Source organism: Ideonella sp. FW305-24 (assembly GCF_058788035.1).
Window position 1 is genome coordinate 91,434 of the sequence record NZ_JBYTAI010000020.1, and the last position, 14,572, is coordinate 106,005.

General features: G+C 66.2%; 20 protein-coding genes. 8 read left to right on the forward strand and 12 right to left on the reverse strand.

Translation table 11 applies throughout. From position 1 onward, the window contains the following. Nucleotides 1-6: 6 nt before the first annotated feature. The 3 genes from AC3WR5_RS31615 to ygfZ are packed head-to-tail and all read right to left on the reverse strand — an operon-like array spanning nt 7 to nt 2,148. A complete protein-coding gene (locus tag AC3WR5_RS31615) occupies nt 7-852 on the reverse strand; it encodes an NRDE family protein (RefSeq protein ID WP_492489702.1) in 846 nt (281 codons plus the stop codon). Further along, complete coding sequence (locus tag AC3WR5_RS31620) at nt 843-1,172, reverse strand: DUF4936 family protein (protein ID WP_492489704.1); 330 nt, start codon at nt 1,170-1,172, stop codon at nt 843-845. The genes AC3WR5_RS31615 and AC3WR5_RS31620 overlap by 10 nt, the downstream gene beginning before the upstream one ends. Next, entirely contained in the window at nt 1,162-2,148 is a 987-nt protein-coding gene (gene ygfZ, locus AC3WR5_RS31625) for a CAF17-like 4Fe-4S cluster assembly/insertion protein YgfZ (protein WP_492489705.1), read from the reverse strand. Before ygfZ ends, AC3WR5_RS31620 begins: the two co-directional genes overlap by 11 nt. Nucleotides 2,149-2,206: 58 nt before the next feature. On the opposite strand from ygfZ, the gene mltG reads away from it, so the two are divergent. The 8 genes from mltG (at nt 2,207) to AC3WR5_RS31665 (ending at nt 8,148) form a co-directional block, all read left to right on the forward strand. Next, complete coding sequence (gene mltG / locus AC3WR5_RS31630; protein ID WP_492489706.1) at nt 2,207-3,205, forward strand: endolytic transglycosylase MltG; 999 nt, start codon at nt 2,207-2,209, stop codon at nt 3,203-3,205. Further along, on the forward strand, nt 3,202-3,822 hold the full coding sequence (tmk, locus tag AC3WR5_RS31635; protein ID WP_492489708.1) for a dTMP kinase: 621 nt from the start codon (nt 3,202-3,204) through the stop codon (nt 3,820-3,822). The genes mltG and tmk overlap by 4 nt, the downstream gene beginning before the upstream one ends. 3 nt (nt 3,823-3,825) lie before the next feature. Further along, nucleotides 3,826-4,833: a DNA polymerase III delta subunit-related protein gene (locus AC3WR5_RS31640; protein ID WP_492489709.1), complete on the forward strand. Its 1,008-nt coding sequence runs from the start codon at nt 3,826-3,828 to the stop codon at nt 4,831-4,833. Between the two features lie 48 nt (nt 4,834-4,881). Further along, nucleotides 4,882-5,310: a PilZ domain-containing protein gene (locus tag AC3WR5_RS31645; protein ID WP_141284439.1), complete on the forward strand. Its 429-nt coding sequence runs from the start codon at nt 4,882-4,884 to the stop codon at nt 5,308-5,310. Between the two features lie 29 nt (nt 5,311-5,339). Then, nucleotides 5,340-6,164, forward strand: coding sequence for a TatD family hydrolase (locus AC3WR5_RS31650; protein WP_492489712.1), 825 nt, complete (start codon nt 5,340-5,342; stop codon nt 6,162-6,164). Then, complete coding sequence (locus AC3WR5_RS31655) at nt 6,161-6,823, forward strand: ankyrin repeat domain-containing protein (RefSeq protein WP_492489714.1); 663 nt, start codon at nt 6,161-6,163, stop codon at nt 6,821-6,823. The genes AC3WR5_RS31650 and AC3WR5_RS31655 overlap by 4 nt, the downstream gene beginning before the upstream one ends. Before the next feature lie 183 nt (nt 6,824-7,006). Beyond that, on the forward strand, nt 7,007-7,231 hold the full coding sequence (locus AC3WR5_RS31660; RefSeq protein ID WP_141284445.1) for a hypothetical protein: 225 nt from the start codon (nt 7,007-7,009) through the stop codon (nt 7,229-7,231). Nucleotides 7,232-7,746: 515 nt separating this feature from the next. After that, nucleotides 7,747-8,148 (forward strand): hypothetical protein, encoded by a 402-nt coding sequence (locus tag AC3WR5_RS31665; protein WP_492489715.1) that lies wholly within the window; start codon nt 7,747-7,749, stop codon nt 8,146-8,148. A 1,189-nt stretch (nt 8,149-9,337) separates the two neighbouring features. On the opposite strand, the gene AC3WR5_RS31670 is transcribed toward AC3WR5_RS31665, so the two are convergent. The 9 genes from AC3WR5_RS31670 to AC3WR5_RS31710 form a co-directional block, all read right to left on the reverse strand. Then, the gene (locus AC3WR5_RS31670; protein ID WP_492489717.1) at nt 9,338-10,516 is read right to left on the reverse strand and encodes a zonular occludens toxin domain-containing protein; all 1,179 of its coding nucleotides are present in this window, start codon (nt 10,514-10,516) and stop codon (nt 9,338-9,340) included. Between the two features lie 4 nt (nt 10,517-10,520). After that, on the reverse strand, nt 10,521-10,826 hold the full coding sequence (locus tag AC3WR5_RS31675; protein WP_492489719.1) for a DUF2523 family protein: 306 nt from the start codon (nt 10,824-10,826) through the stop codon (nt 10,521-10,523). Between the two features lies 1 nt (nt 10,827). After that, nucleotides 10,828-11,544 carry a hypothetical protein gene (locus AC3WR5_RS31680; protein WP_492489721.1) on the reverse strand — a complete coding sequence of 239 codons (717 nt, stop codon included), beginning with the start codon at nt 11,542-11,544 and terminating at the stop codon, nt 10,828-10,830. Nucleotides 11,545-12,263: 719 nt separating this feature from the next. Further along, on the reverse strand, nt 12,264-12,404 hold the full coding sequence (locus tag AC3WR5_RS31685; RefSeq protein ID WP_492489723.1) for a hypothetical protein: 141 nt from the start codon (nt 12,402-12,404) through the stop codon (nt 12,264-12,266). A 66-nt stretch (nt 12,405-12,470) separates the two neighbouring features. After that, the gene (locus AC3WR5_RS31690) at nt 12,471-12,710 is read right to left on the reverse strand and encodes a hypothetical protein (protein ID WP_492489725.1); all 240 of its coding nucleotides are present in this window, start codon (nt 12,708-12,710) and stop codon (nt 12,471-12,473) included. Further along, nucleotides 12,697-12,840, reverse strand: coding sequence for a hypothetical protein (locus AC3WR5_RS31695; protein ID WP_492489727.1), 144 nt, complete (start codon nt 12,838-12,840; stop codon nt 12,697-12,699). Before AC3WR5_RS31695 ends, AC3WR5_RS31690 begins: the two co-directional genes overlap by 14 nt. A gap of 151 nt (nt 12,841-12,991) precedes the next feature. After that, a complete protein-coding gene (locus AC3WR5_RS31700; RefSeq protein WP_492489728.1) occupies nt 12,992-14,218 on the reverse strand; it encodes a phage/plasmid replication domain-containing protein in 1,227 nt (408 codons plus the stop codon). Next, nucleotides 14,158-14,358: a hypothetical protein gene (locus AC3WR5_RS31705; protein ID WP_492489730.1), complete on the reverse strand. Its 201-nt coding sequence runs from the start codon at nt 14,356-14,358 to the stop codon at nt 14,158-14,160. Before AC3WR5_RS31705 ends, AC3WR5_RS31700 begins: the two co-directional genes overlap by 61 nt. Before the next feature lie 2 nt (nt 14,359-14,360). Continuing rightward, on the reverse strand, nt 14,361-14,555 hold the full coding sequence (locus AC3WR5_RS31710; RefSeq protein WP_492489732.1) for a DUF7706 family protein: 195 nt from the start codon (nt 14,553-14,555) through the stop codon (nt 14,361-14,363). Between the last annotated feature and the right edge of the window lie 17 nt (nt 14,556-14,572).

Genomic DNA, 14,572 nt, shown 5'->3' on the forward strand with positions numbered 1-14,572 from the left:
TCGCCGTCAGTGCTGTATCGGCACCAGCAGCGGCGCGAAGCTGCTCTGGACCGGCGGCCAGTCCAGCAACTGGCGCTGCACCGGCGGGCTGCTGGCCTGGCCGGGGCTGTGGGTCTGTTCAAAGACCTGGGTGATCAGCCGGGTGCCGACGCGTTCGGTGATCAGCACGGTGGAGCAGCGTGTGCCGTAGCGGCCATCTGCGCTGTGGATGAAGGCGGGCGAGAGCATGCGCTCAACCGTCAGCGGCACGCCGGTCTGCGGCAGCGAGGCGTCGGGTGCCTGCTTGTTGTCGGCCAGCGCGGCGAACAGCTGGGTGCGCAATTGTTCGACCGGGCCGGTCTGCGACAAGGCCTGCGTGAGCCGCGCCTTCAGCGCCTGGACCTTGGGCCAGGGCGTGTCCAGTGCGGCATTGCTCAGACCAAACACGCCACGGTCCAGCCGGCGAGGGTGGCTGTGTTCGTTGCTGGCCCAGAAGCATTCGCCGCGCTGGAAGTCCGCGGCAATCAGGTTGAAGGGCGCGTAGCCGGCCATCGCGACCGACGGCCAGAAGCGGTCGGCTCGCGCCGTGCTGCCCAGCCAGCGCAGCACGATCTCGCCACGAGAGGGTGCGCCGGGCTCGGTCAGCATGGGCCGGCGCACATTCGTCACCAGGCCGAAGCGGCCAGCGGCCGTCATGCCCAGCCAGGTGCCACCGGCCTTCAGGTCGCGGCCGGCCAGCACGGCCGGGCCGTCACCAGGCGGTGTCCACCAGTCCAACGTGCTGGCCGGACGGTCCAGGTACTCGTCGCGATTGGCCGCGACCACCAGCGGAAAGCGCGGGTGCTGATCCAGCGCAATGGCGGCTAGGCACATGGCACGAAACATTCGGTGTGGCGTGGGCCGGCCAGGTGCGGCGCCAGCACGCTGGCTGCCGCTTCGATGGCCTGCGGCAGGCCAGCAGCGTCCGCTGCCGAGACCTGGGGCAGCAGGCGGTACACCTCCATCAGCGTGACGCAGCCGTCGTTGGCTTCTGGCCGCCGCATGACTTCGGTAGCCAAGCCGGGCCAGTCGCCGCGCAGGCGTTGCTGGAAGGCATGCACCAGCGCGCTGGCAGTGGCCAGCTCGGTTTCCGGGAGGCGGTAATAGATGAACCAGGCCGGTGGCGCGCCGGCGGCCGCCGGTTCAGCTTTCATCCTGCAGCAAGGGGTACGGCAGGGCTTGCGGCTGCAGCAGCGGGCCGTCGGCGGCGCCCAAGTGCAGCGCGCCTTCGGCCGTCAGCGCGGCCAGCTTGAGTTCGACGAACGCCAGGCTTTGCCCGCCCAGCGAGGCGCTGAGCGCCACCAGCCCGGCGGGCTGGCCGGGGTCGGCGGCATGGAAGACTTCCTGGCCCGGCTGCATTTCAGCGCTGCCGGCGAGCAGCGCGCCGCGGCGCTTCAGCGTGCCGCGGTACTGGCTGCGCGCAACGACTTCCTGGCCAGGGTAGCAGCCCTTCTTGAAGTTCACGCCGCCCACGATCTCGAAATTCACCATCTGCGGCACAAAGGCCTCGGCCGTGGCAGCGACGATGCGCACCACGCCGCTTTGCACTTCCAGCCAGCGCCAGGCATCAGCCGACAAGGGCGCCAGTCCGGCGGGTGCCGAAACCGCGGGCCCAGCCCAGAGGCAACGCGGCACGCCGTCTACATCCGGCAGGCGCACTGCCTGGCCATCAGCCATCGCCGCGACGCCCCAGGCCTGGGGCGGCAATGCGTTGCCCAGCCAAGCGCTGGCTGCGTCGCCTGCCAGGCCCCACAGCGGCAACTCGGCCGAGGCATTGCTGAGCTGGCACTTGGCGCGCAGCACGAACATGGACAGCCGCTTGAGCGTAGGCGCCAGCAGGTCGGCACTGCAGGCAAGCAGCCATTCATCGGGCGCGGCGCGCCAGGCCACGAAGCTGGCCATCAGGCGGCCCTTGGCCGAGCAATAGCCGGCGAGGCGGGCCTGGTCGGCTCCGGCCAGCGCCAAGTCGTTGGTCAACTGGCCTTGCAGAAAACTCAGCGCGTCGGCTCCCCGGGCCCGGATCAGGCCCCAGTCGGCCAGTGGCAGCGCACCGCCCGTGCGAAGCGAGGCAGGCAGGGCCGCAGCGGCGGCGGGGCTTGTTTCAGAGGGGGGCGAAGCAGCAACAGTCATGCAGACGATTATCATGCGCGCCCATGCCAGAGCAAGCGCCAGGGTTTGCGCCTCACCCATGAAACTGATGAAGAAGTTGCTGGCGTTGCTGCTGTTCGCCGGCTTGGCTGCCGCCGGGGCCGCCTGGTGGTGGACCGAGCAGCCGCTGCCCTTGCGCGGCGCGCGGGTCGAGCTGTCGATAGAGCCCGGCACCTCGCCGCGCGAAGTGGCTGAGCAATGGGTGCAGGCCGGTGTGGACGTGCCCGCCGAGTTGCTCTACCAATGGTTCCGCTGGTCCGGCCAGTCGCGCAAGATTCGCGCGGGCAGCTACGAGATCGAGGCTGGGGTCAGCCCGAAAGCGCTGTTGGACAAGATGGTGCGCGGCGAGCAGGTGCTGGAGCTGTTGCGCATCATCGATGGCTGGAACCTGCGCCAGGTGCGCGAGGCAGTGGCCAAGGCGCCCGGGCTGCGCAACACGCTGGCCAGCATGAGCGACGCGCAGGCCGCGGCCGCGCTGGGCTTGTCCGAGAACACGCCCGAAGGCTGGCTGTTCCCCGACTCGTATGCCTACAGCAAGGGCGTGAGCGACATCACGGTGCTCAAGCGCGCCCGCGCCGCGATGCAGCAGCGCCTGGCCCAGGCCTGGGAACAGCGGGCACCGGACTCGCCGTTGAAGTCCCCCGCCGAGCTGCTGGTGCTGGCGTCGGTGGTCGAAAAGGAAACCGGCCAGGCCAGCGACCGCGGGCTGGTCGCCGGTGTGTTCAACAACCGGCTGCGCATCGGCATGCCGCTGCAGTCCGACCCGACCGTGATCTACGGCCTGGGCGCCAGCTTCGACGGCAACCTGCGCAAGGCCGACCTGCTGGCTGACACGCCGTGGAACACCTACACCCGCCGCGGCCTGCCGCCCACGCCCATCGCGATGCCTGGCGCCCGTGCCTTGCTGACCGCCGCCAGGCCCGACAAGACCGACGCGCTGTACTTCGTTGCCCGAGGCGATGGCAGCAGCGTCTTCAGCGGCAGCCTGGCCGACCATAATCGGGCGGTGAACCAGTTTCAGCGAGGCGGCAGCCGGTGACTTCTTCAGGCGCGTTTTTCATCAGCTTCGAAGGCATTGACGGCGCCGGCAAGTCTTCCCACATCGAAGCCGTGCACGAGGCCTTGCTGCAGCGCGGCCACCGTGTGCTGCTGACCCGCGAGCCCGGCGGCACCGAGCTGGCCGAGCAGTTGCGCGCGCTGTTCCTGCATCAGTCGATGGATGCGCTGACCGAGGCCTTGCTGGTGTTCGCGGCGCGACGCGATCATTTGTGCCAGCGCATACTGCCGGCGCTCTCGCGTGGCGAAACCGTGTTGTGCGACCGTTTCACCGATGCCACCTTCGCCTACCAGGGCGCCGGCCGCGGCTTTGACCTCGCGGTGCTGCGCCAGCTGGAAACCTGGGTGCAGGAAGGCCGGCAACCGGACCTGACGCTGTGGTTCGACCTGCCGCCGGACGTGGCCGCCACGCGCCGCGCCGCGGCCCGCGCGCCAGACCGGCTGGAACGCGAGGACCTGGCATTTTTTGAACGTGTGCGCGAAGGTTATGCGCAGCGTTTCGCAGAGCAGCCGGCCCGGTTTGCGCGCATTGACTCGTCGCAGGCCATGGACGCAGTGCGTGCCCAGGTGCTGCAGGCCGTGGCAGACAAGGTAGGCTGACCCATGCGCACCGAAAAAGACCTGCCCTGGCTGGCCGAGCCGCTGCGCCAGCTGCGCGACGGCCAGCGCGGCCATGCGCTGATCCTGCAAGGCGGTATTGGCGCTGGCCTGCTGGAACTTGCGCTGCGCCTGGCCCAGGCCTGGCTGTGCGAACAGCCACCCGGGCCATGCGACCAATGTGCCGGTTGTCACCTGGCCCTGGCCCACACCCACCCGGACCTGAAGGTGCTGATGCCCGAGGCCTGGCAGCAGCGCCTGGAATGGTCGGGAGAGGAAGAGGGCGGTGCGGCGGAAGATGGCAGCAAGAGCAAGAAGAAACCGAGCCGCGAGATCAAGGTCGAGGCAGTGCGCCAGGCCATCGACTGGAGCCACACCAGCAATGCCCGTGGCCAGGCCAAGGTGCTGGTGCTGTTCCCGGCAGATGCAATGAACGCAGTGGCCGCCAATGCCTTGCTGAAGACGCTGGAAGAACCGGCGCCCGGCACGAAGGTGTTGCTGGCGGTCGAAGACCCGGAGCATTTGCTGCCCACGCTGCGCAGCCGCTGCCAGCGCTCGCGGCTGGCGCCGCCCGATGAAGCCAGCGCGCTGGCCTGGCTGGGCCAGCAAGGCCTGGCGCAGCCGCAGGCCTTGCTGCGCGCCGCCGGAGGCCAGCCGCTGGGCGCACTGGAGCTGGCCTCGCAAGGCTTGTCCGGCGACGCCTGGGCCGGCCTGCCGCGCCAACTGGCGCAAGGCGACTGGGCGATGCTGGCCAGCTGGCCGCTGCCGCAGGCGCTGCACACCTTGCAGTGCCTGTGCCATGACCTGATGGCGCGCAGCTGTGGCGGCGTGCCACGTTATTTCCCCACCGAAGCCCTGCCGGCGGTGGCCGATTGGGCGGCGCTGTCCGAATGGAGCCGCGAGCTGCAGCGCGTGCGTCGCCATGAAGACCACCCGTGGCAGGCCGGCCTGGTGCTGGAATCCCTGCTGGGCCAGTTGCAGCCCTTGCTGCGCAAACGCGCGAGCCGGGCTTGACCCCACATCCCGGCCCTGGCCCGTCTGAAACCTGCCTACACTAGCCCCATGAGCGACATTGACAGCCGCAGCCCGCAGACTCCCCCCGGATCTGCCTCGCTGCCCGCCGTGCCTGCCACCCCCAGCACCAGTGGAGGCGGGCGCCCCAGCGTCATCCAGCTGGTGTTCCGCGAAAAGGGTGCGCTGTATGCCGCCTATGTGCCGCTGTTTTCCGATGGCGGCCTGTTCGTGCCGACCACCCGCGACTACCAGCTCGGCGATGACATTTACCTGCTGCTTTCGCTGCCTGGCGACCCCCAGCGCTACCCGGTTGCCGGCAAGGTCGGCTGGATCACGCCGCCCAACACCTCCGGCGGCCGCACCCAGGGGGTGGGTGTGCGTTTCCCGAGTGATGAGAAGACGCGCATGCTGAAGGTGCGCATCGAGGAAATCCTCGGCACCTCGATCTCGTCGTCCAAGCCGACCCAGACCATCTGACTTCCCGCCTCGTACCGTTTCCCATCCGGATGTTCGTCGACTCCCACTGCCACCTGATCTTTCCTGAGCTGCGCGAGCGCCTGTCGGAAATCCGCGCCGCGATGGCGCAAGCCCAGGTCGGCGCGGCCTTGTGCATCAGCACCCGTGTCGAGGAGATCGAGCAGGTCGTGGCGCTGGCCGAGACCGACCCGCAGTGGTGGGCCAGTGCCGGTGTGCACCCCGACACCGAAGGCGAGACCGAGCCCGACGAAGCCTTGCTGCTGCGCTGGGCCGCGCATCCCAAGGTCATCGCCATTGGCGAAACCGGGCTGGACTATTACCGCCTGAACGGCCGCAGCATTGCCGACATGGCCTGGCAGCGCGAGCGCTTCCGGGTGCACATCCGCGCGGGGCAGGCCACCGACCTGCCGCTGGTCATCCACACCCGCCAGGCCAGCGAGGACACGGTGGCGCTGCTGCGCGAAGCCGCCAGCGCAAGCCAGCCCGCGCCGCGCGGCGTGTTCCATTGCTTCACCGAAACCATGGACGTGGCCCGCGCCGCGCTGGACCTGGGTTTCCTGATCTCGTTCTCCGGCATCCTGACCTTTCGCAATGCCGAAGATCTGCGCGAGGTCGCACGCTATGTGCCGCTGGACCGCTGCCTGATCGAGACCGACAGCCCCTACCTGGCACCGGTGCCGTTCCGTGGCAAGACCAACACGCCTGCGCTGGTGCCGCATGTGGCGGCCGAGCTGGCCAGGCAGAAGCAATGCAGCGTCGAGCAGATCGCGGACGCGACCCGGGTCAACTTCGAGCGCCTTTTCGGCGTCTCGGTGGCGCCGGTGAACAAGGAAGGTCGAGGCACCACGGCATGAAGCGGCGCGAATTGTTGAAGCACGGTGGGCTTGCCGCGATGGCCGCCACCGGACTGATGGTCGGGCAGGGCGCCCGGGCCGACAGCTACAGCGACTTTTTCCTCTACATCGAGCTGGATCGACCGGAGGGCCTGCAAAAGCTGCTGCGCGCCGGTTTCGACGTCAATTCCCGCAACCCCAAGGGCCAGCACGGCTTGTACATGGCCTTCCGCAACGATTCGGAAAAGGCTGCCGAGCTGCTGCTGGGCTGGCCCGGCCTGGACCCTGAAGGCACCAACGCCCAGGGCGAAACCCTGCTGATGATGGCCGCGATGAAGGGCCAGATCGACGCGATGAAAAAACTGATCGCGCTGGGTGCTGCCGTGAACCGCAAGGGCTGGACGCCGCTGCACTACGCTGCTTCGGGCGGGCAACAGGCCGCCATCATCCTGCTGCTCAGCCATGGCGCCGAGCTGGAAGCCCGCGGGCCGAATGGCAACACGCCGCTGATGATGGCCGCAGGCTACGGCACGATAGACAGTGCCAGGCTGCTGCTGAGCCGTGGCGCCGACCCGAAACTGGTGGATGGGGGCGACCGCCACGCCAGCGACTACGCACGCAAGGCTGGCCACGAAGGTTTGGCCAAGGACCTCGAAGCGCTGGCGGCGAAGCCAGGCTGAGCCTGCGAAAACAGGCGGCGCTCGGGTCCTTTCCTCACCACCGCCGCCCGGCTCCGCTGACACCCTTGTCAGATGAATACCGACAGAGGCTTTGTCGGCGCTCCGACTTATGTCCTGACAAGCGTCGCCCTACAGTGCGTTCCATGGGTTCCACACCGGAGCCCGCCTAGAGAGCCCACCACCATGCGCGACATCCAGAGCCTGAGCAACCCGTTCATGATGATGACCGACCCGGAAGTCATCCTCCAGGCCATCGAACGTTCAGACCGCCTGAACCGCCTGCAACGCCGCGTGTGCCGCCCGCTGGACCGCCCACTGATCCCGAAGATCGGCGGCGTGGCCGACTTCGACGCAGAGATCGACCACGAACCCGACATGGAACTGAGCGACGAGTTCCTGGCTGACTGACCACGGCTCGCAGCCCCGGCTGCAGCGTGAAACGAACGGACGGACTGGTGGCGTCCGGCTGGCCTGAACCGCCGCACAGCGACAGGCTGCCACCGTTGGCAAGCAAGTGCTGCCAACGATCACCAATGGCGACTACAGCCATCCCCAAAGCAGGTAAGCCAGGCGCGTCAAGCGAATGGAACGTGCGGGGCGGTAGTTCTCGCGGTAGTGGGTTTGCATGGTGAATGCCTGATGCTGTATGTTCATACAGTATCCGCATCGCTGCTCACCGAGTCAAGCAAGACTGTCCATCTCGAAGCTTGGAGGCCAGCTCGCCTGACGAGCCACGCCGGCACCTTCAGCAACTTGCTGCCAGACCGGCAGCCTTGCCGCGAGGCAACGGCCATGAATGCGTGACACTGTATATTATGTCAAATCGTGCAGGTGGGCTTTTCCGACGTTTACGTCAGCGAGCTATCGCAATGATCCAGGCCCTTCGGGGCCTTTTTTTTGGCCCGCACTTTCAGGGATCTTGAATGCTCAACCGCTTTCCGAATCAGCCTCCAGAGCTGTCCGAATTGCTGACCGACGCACTGCTTGGCCAGCTCACAAATACCCAGCTTGCAAAGCGCTTCGGCGTCAGCGAACGCACGTTCAGACGCTGGAAAGACCACGGCGCACCTGTGGCCGTCAGGCTCGCACTTTGGTCGATTTCGTTGCAAGGACTCGACACTTTGCAATGCGAATCCGACAACGCACTGGCGCTTTACCGTGGCCTCGCGGGTGCGCGAGCCAATGAAATGGCAGCGCTGCAGCGCGAAATCCAGCGGCTGCTAAGGCTTGGCGACTTCGGCGCAGCAAACGACGCCACGCAAATGTCCGCTCAGAGAGCCCCGGCGCTGTACGACGCTTCGAAGGCGCGGCGAGCGCGAATGTAGTCATTCCCACAGTCAACCGAAGCAACGCCGGCGCATGCAGCCGGCACCTTGTAATACCGCCCCCAAGCAGCGTCCTTTCGGGCGCGCTCAGCAGCCTGAGAGCGCGCCAAGTCTGACTTGGCCTGCTCCTGCTCCTCTTTCATCTGGCGCAGAACCACCTGGCGGCGCCGCTCGGCATCGGAGCGGGCCCGTATGTCCACCTGCATACGCGCCAGCTCAGCACTGGCACGCTCGGAGGCGGCACGCAACTCCCGCTCAGCAGACCACTTGAGGTAAGTCACGATAAGGAAAGCCGCAGCCACGATGCCAACAGAGACTCCGGCCGCAATTTGCCAAAACAGCGCGGGGCTGGGTTGCGGCCGCATCCATGTAGGTGGCGGTGCGGACGACTCTGACGCCCCGACTTCATCCGAGATTGACCCGTTAGACATCCCTACCCTCGCTCTTCTAAGCCGAACTCGCAGGCCCCCAAACGGACCGGCAAGCGCACGCTCTCGACTGTAACGCCAGGTCACAGATCGGTCGGCGTGGTGAGGCCCGCTGCGGCTACGCGCCCAGGCTCTCGGCTTCGCACTCGCTCTCGCACTTGCCCTCGCTCTCCCCTTCGCGCTGCGGCTCGCACTTGCCCCGAGCCACTCCGGCAGGGCCTGCGGGTCGAGGCGATGTCCCGCAGCCTGGCGCGCAGGCACTGCGCATCGGCCTCTCCGTCTGAGCCATCGGCCTGCATGGGGGTGTGCGCAGGCGCACACCCCCATTTCAGGCCTCAGTGCACATCCGTCGGTGCTCGATGCTCGGTCCGGCTGCGCCTGGCTGCTGGCAACGTCCGCGCGTCCTCGCTCCAGCCTGTCGGCGCACGGAGCGCGGTCTACGTCCTCACGTCTACAGGGTCGGTCTACGGGCGCGGTCTACGAGGTCGGTCTACAGCCTCGGTCCGGGGCGCTTCGCCTTCGCTCGGTGGTGCCGATGGTTGCCGGGGACTGAATACGGCTTTGAGAACGCGGTGTCACCCTTGGTGGCTGGGTAACGGCTGGCGCCCGCAGGCGGCAGCTTTGCCGCGCGAACCCGCTGGCGCGTGCTTGCTTGGACGGTTGGCGACTGGCCGGCCCTTCGGGCGCTTGCCAGGCACCGGCGGAAAGGGCCTGCACGGCCCTCAGACAGCCGAACGAACCTTCGGTAAGGGCGGAAGCGCTTAGCCTGGCTGTTTCCCGGCCACGGCTTGGCGCCATGGCTGGGTGATCTGGCCGTCAACGGGCTCGACCGGCCACATCATGGCGACAACTGACCAGGTGCCACGGTCCAGATACAGCATGCCGTCCTGTTGGCGCACCTTCACACCCAGGCTCTCGAGCTGATGCACGGTAAGGCGCTGGAGCACTCGACCGCCGCGCTCCACCCACTCGACCACGCCAACCCACTCGCCGCTTTGACGTTGCATCAGGCCGGCCAGCCTGATCTGCCCATCGTGGCCGAGCTGGTCAAGCCTGGCTTGGATGCTGTCCAACGGAGCGGACGCGGCGCCTACAGCGGCCGTAGCGGTGGCCGTAGCCACGCCAGGCGCAGAGGCACCAGCAACAGGCGGCACGACCTTGGATGCGACGTAGCGAACGGGCGCGACACCATCAACGCTCTCGGGCACAGCCTGGGCGGTTGCGCCGTGCTTCTTCGCCGATGCAATGGCACCGCCTGAGAAGTACCGCACCACGTACCAGGCGGCGCCAATGGCGAGCAAGCCCAGCAGCACGGCTCGAATCCAGAACGCGCCGCCGAACACGTTCGCACGGGCGTCCTGATAGTTGGCGGTCTGAATGTCGCTGCCGGTGTGGCTGGCGTAGGTGCCGAAATACGCCTTGTCGTAGCGGCAGCGCTCGCTACCGACTTTGACGTATTTGTCATTGCCCTCGTGCCGCTCAGTGACCACGCGATAAAAGCCCTCTGCGCCGACGGCCGAGAGCTTCAGAAAGCTCTGCTTAATTTCGATGCGACGACGGAACAGCACATGGGTGTCCCGCACGTCCTGCCCCATCAACACAATGTCCATGCCGCGGTGGCCATGCTCAGTCACGAACTGAGTCATACCGGCGTCCAGCTTGGCCTTTTGGCCGAAGAAGTTCTGCACCTCGTCGATGACGACAAGGGCGTTATCGCGGGCGATGGTGTGGATCTGCGGCACCTCGTCACGAGTGACCTGGCGCAGCAGCTCGCGCACACGCTCAACAGGCAGCTCTGCGCATTCGGCGATGCGCTCGAAGTTCAAGCCCTCAACGTAGGCGTCCACCTGGCGCCCTGCCTTGAGGGCGGGAATGATGCGGCGGACCAGGCATTCAAAGGACTTGCCAGAGCGAGGGAGGCCGGCGTGATAAATGATCATTGCGTCACCACTGAAACAGGGTCACAACCTTGCGGATGAGCCGGAAGACGACAGCCGCGCCGAGCATGGCGAGGCACTCAGGCAGACCGAAGGCGCTCACGAAGAACAGCACGCCGGAATCCAGTGCGCCGAACAGCGACTGCAATCCTTGCGACAGCGCCTGAGGTACAGGAATGAGCGAGAACAAGGCGACGATGGCGTCCATGATCCCGCCAACGATGGACATGGCGGCATCGCTGGCAACGTCGATCAGCGCCGTAAGAAACGCCTTGATGACGCCGCCGAGCCAAGCAGTGAATTCGGCCAGCATGTCAGAGCACCGCGAAGCGGAAAGCGAGGAAGGCGGCGACGATCAGAAAGCACGCCTTGATGGCGGGATAGATCGCGAGCGCCCAAGGCTGGCACAGATGGTCGAAGGTGCCAGAGAAATGCAGGTACGGGATGGACAGCGGGACCACGGGGCAGGTGCCGCCGCCGCTCACGGTGAAAAAGTTTGCTGTCGCACTGCCGAAAGGCGTTGCAAGCATCGCATCCTTTTTGGCGGTCAGCATGGTGCCCCAGGTTGACGTGCCTTTGGTGTAGAGCGCGCCGGTCGGAGCGGCAACACCGCCGCAGCCAGCGCTAGACGGCAGCTTCTCGCATTGGTCCTTCTGCGCCTCGTCCGGCTTGGTTTCCGTGGTCGTGCAGTTGCCGGCAGAGTCGCATGTCTTAACGATGGTGCCGGTGCTCACCGTGCCGTCAGGATTCGTGGTCGTGGTCGTGGTCGTTGTAGTGCTGCCACCATCGGGATTCTGCGTTGCAGGCCCCTCGGTCGTGACGGTCGTTGACGGAGGTGGAACGCTGCCAGGAACCACATTGCCGGTGTTCTGGTCGATGCACACGAAACGGCCGTTCACCTGGCCGGCTGCCTGGCCTGCAGCGCAAGTGTTGTCAGGCTTGTTGGGATCGCCTGTGTCGGGCTCCGGCGTGGGCGGCGTGCAGGTCTTGCCGTCGAAGTAGTACGAACCCTGGGCGTAGTAATGCAGCACGCCCTCAACAACGGAAGATCCGGCCGGAGACACGCCATCGAACGTGGCGGTACAGCCGTTGAAACAGGGATAGATGGGCGGGGAACCGCCAGGTGCTATGCCAACGTCGAAAAATCCTTCTGCGGCCAGCTTCCCCGCCACACAAGCAGGCACACACGAGGTAGCGGCTGCGTCGGGCTTGTACGAGGCAGCACACACGCAGGACCCGGAAACATCGCTTGAGTTTGCGGGACAGGCGCCGGGGACGGTCTGCGTCACCTGCTTTGTCTCGCGCGTAGAGCTCACACAGTTAGAACCGGCAGAGGTACAAAAACGACAACTACCGAAGCCGTTGGAAGCTTGATAGTTCGCGTCATATAGGCGCAGGGGCCGGCCTGCCTCCCAAGGATTGACGCTGGCGCAAGCATCAGATCCAGACTCAGACCAAATGCCTTTGGTGTAGCTTCCACCTGCCTGCGCGAATCGAACCTGCCACACCGACTGACTACCGGACGATGGCAAGCGCGAAACGATGCCGTCAGCGAACACACCACAGGCAAAGACAGAAAGCAGCACGGCAAGCGCGGCGCGCACAACCCTAACCACGGGACAGCCCCACCACGCAGGCGGCGCCACAGACGACGCCAAGGAAGAAGATCAGCAGCAGCCACATCACGAGCACCTCACAAAAAAAAGAGCCGGACCACTCACGCAGCCCGGCCCGGGAAGCCCGAGGCCGATCAGCCGCCGCGCAGCATGCCCATCACTTTCTTGGCGCCGGTCTTGGCGAGGTCAACCACCACCATGGCGGCGGCGATCGCGAGAACGGCGGTCGCGGCGGTTTCGAAATCGACAGCGGCAATCAGGGTCGTGAAATCCATTTGAGTATCTCCATGGTGCGGATTGAAGAAGCCCGGCCGGTACACCAGCCGTCCGAGCGGAGGAAATCAGCGCAACATGCCGACGACAGCGCCTATCGCTCTGCCGAGCAGCCAAAACGAAATGGGCGTGGCGCAGGCGATCGCGAAGGCTTGCGCGCCATCAGCAGGCGTTGGCATCTGCGAGAGGAACGAGAGCATGGGCAAATCGGCGCCTTGCAGCACCACGGCCTGGCACTGGGCCAGCTCGACGGGCTGCGCCTGTGCCAGCACAAGCTGGCCGGACTGGTTGAACTCAGCGCACAACATCCGGTGCCTTCAGGACGGGCGAAACGGAGTCAGCGGACACCACGGGCGGGTTTTGCATCCGGTCGCCCAAAGGGGCCTTGTCGGCGGCATTGAGGTACCCGCAAAGGGCGATGATGATCAGCAAGGCCATGGGATGTCCATTTCTGCCAGGTAGTCGGCGAGCGAGCGGGCGAGCCATGGGACGAAGCACGCCACCATGAAGCCGAAGAACACAAGTCCGAGGCATTCACCGTAGGGGTCCAACGCGTTCAAGGCGCCGAGAAAATCGGTAGGCGGGTACATCAGGCCGCGAGCGAGTACCAGGCAGGCATCGCGGCCGGCCGGAGGTTGATGACGCGCACGCGGGGCTGGAAAGGCTTCACGTTGCGGATGGCGATGTCGATGCCGTAGGGCAGCAGCTCGCGACGGTGCTTGTAAAAGCTGGCCTTGCTCATGGTGGCCTTGCAGTCACCGCCAGCCAAATAGTCACGCGCAGTAGCGCGGAAATGGCGCGGCAGATGATCGAGGTCATCGGTGCAGCGCTCTGCACGGCCCAACACGGCCGCCTTCTCTTCGTACAGCTGAATCAGCTTGCCCATGGCGTTCCCCTTCTCGTAGTCGCCCAACCAGGCGCACCCGTTGTCGGTCAGCCACTTGGTTCTGACCGTGCCTTCAAAGCGCACGATGCCGACGGCGCGGCAGTGCTCGTAAACCTCTGTGCCCTCCCCTCCGTGGCGCGCCACGTCGAGGTGCTTGATGTAGGCCTTCCAGTACTGGCGTGAGCCCTTGCCGCCGCCGAAGCTGACGGTCTCGCCCTGCCCTAGCGTCTTGCCGCTCTGGCGGCCGGCGTGCTGGCTCCCGAGCCAGGCCATGAAGGCGTGAGCGTTCTCGGCGTTGCCGGCTTCGAAATTGGCGGTCAGGTCCAGGCGACTGATGCGCGCGCCGCTGTATCGGTAGTCCGCGTCACCGTCGCGCCTGGTCAACTCAATGCGCTTGCCTGGCGTGAATGGCGGCAGGCCGTAGGCGTTCAGGATGGAATTGACCCGGCCGAGGCATTCCCACAGGTCGAAGCCGAAAAGGTTGTCCGGCCGGCAAAAGCGGCTCACGTTGCCGCTGAACTCGACCCGGTGGCCGTCGCACTTCACGTTGACCGTGGTTTCGTGCGAGCCCTTGAACTCGACGCGCTTGGTGGTCTTCCACTCCACTTGGCCATCAGGGCCGGCAGACCAGACCACGCCGGCAGACACCACGGGCAGCGGCTGCGCGTGCTCCTGGCTGACCGTCATCCAGTCCACGAAAAACGGGGTTTCGACGAGCCCGCGCGCTGAAGGCGCGGCACGGCTTTTGGTGTGGCGAGCTACCCCGAAAGTCTCACCCGTGAGACTTCCGGAAGGTGTTACTAGCGCCCTTCCGCTGCGCGGGGCTGAATGCACCACTGCGGTGCGCGCGTCGGCAAGCTGGTGAACAGTCATTGCAGGGTCACCACCTGTTGCGCCCAGAACAACGCGGCGTCTTGCGCGGACTGCCACTTGGCGAAGAGAACTTCAGCGCTGGCCCGATAGCCCAGGCCCTGCATGGCGTCGGCACGGGCGCGGTATTCGGCCGCCAAGGCCTCCTGCCGGGCCTGCTGCGACCGCGCGTGCAGGAGCTGGAGATTCGGGCGGGCCATGGTCAGCGGGGCGCGAAACCGGCCTGACCGAGGGCGACGCGCAGGCGATCAACCGCCTGGCGGATCACGTAGGCCTCTTCGTCATCCACGGCGCAACCGCGGATGTCCGACCAGCACAGGCGCTTGACCAGCTGGGCGAGCGCCATGGCTTCGACCTCGGTCAGCTCGACCGTAAGGTCAAGAGATGCCGCCGCCATGTCAGATCACGTCCAGG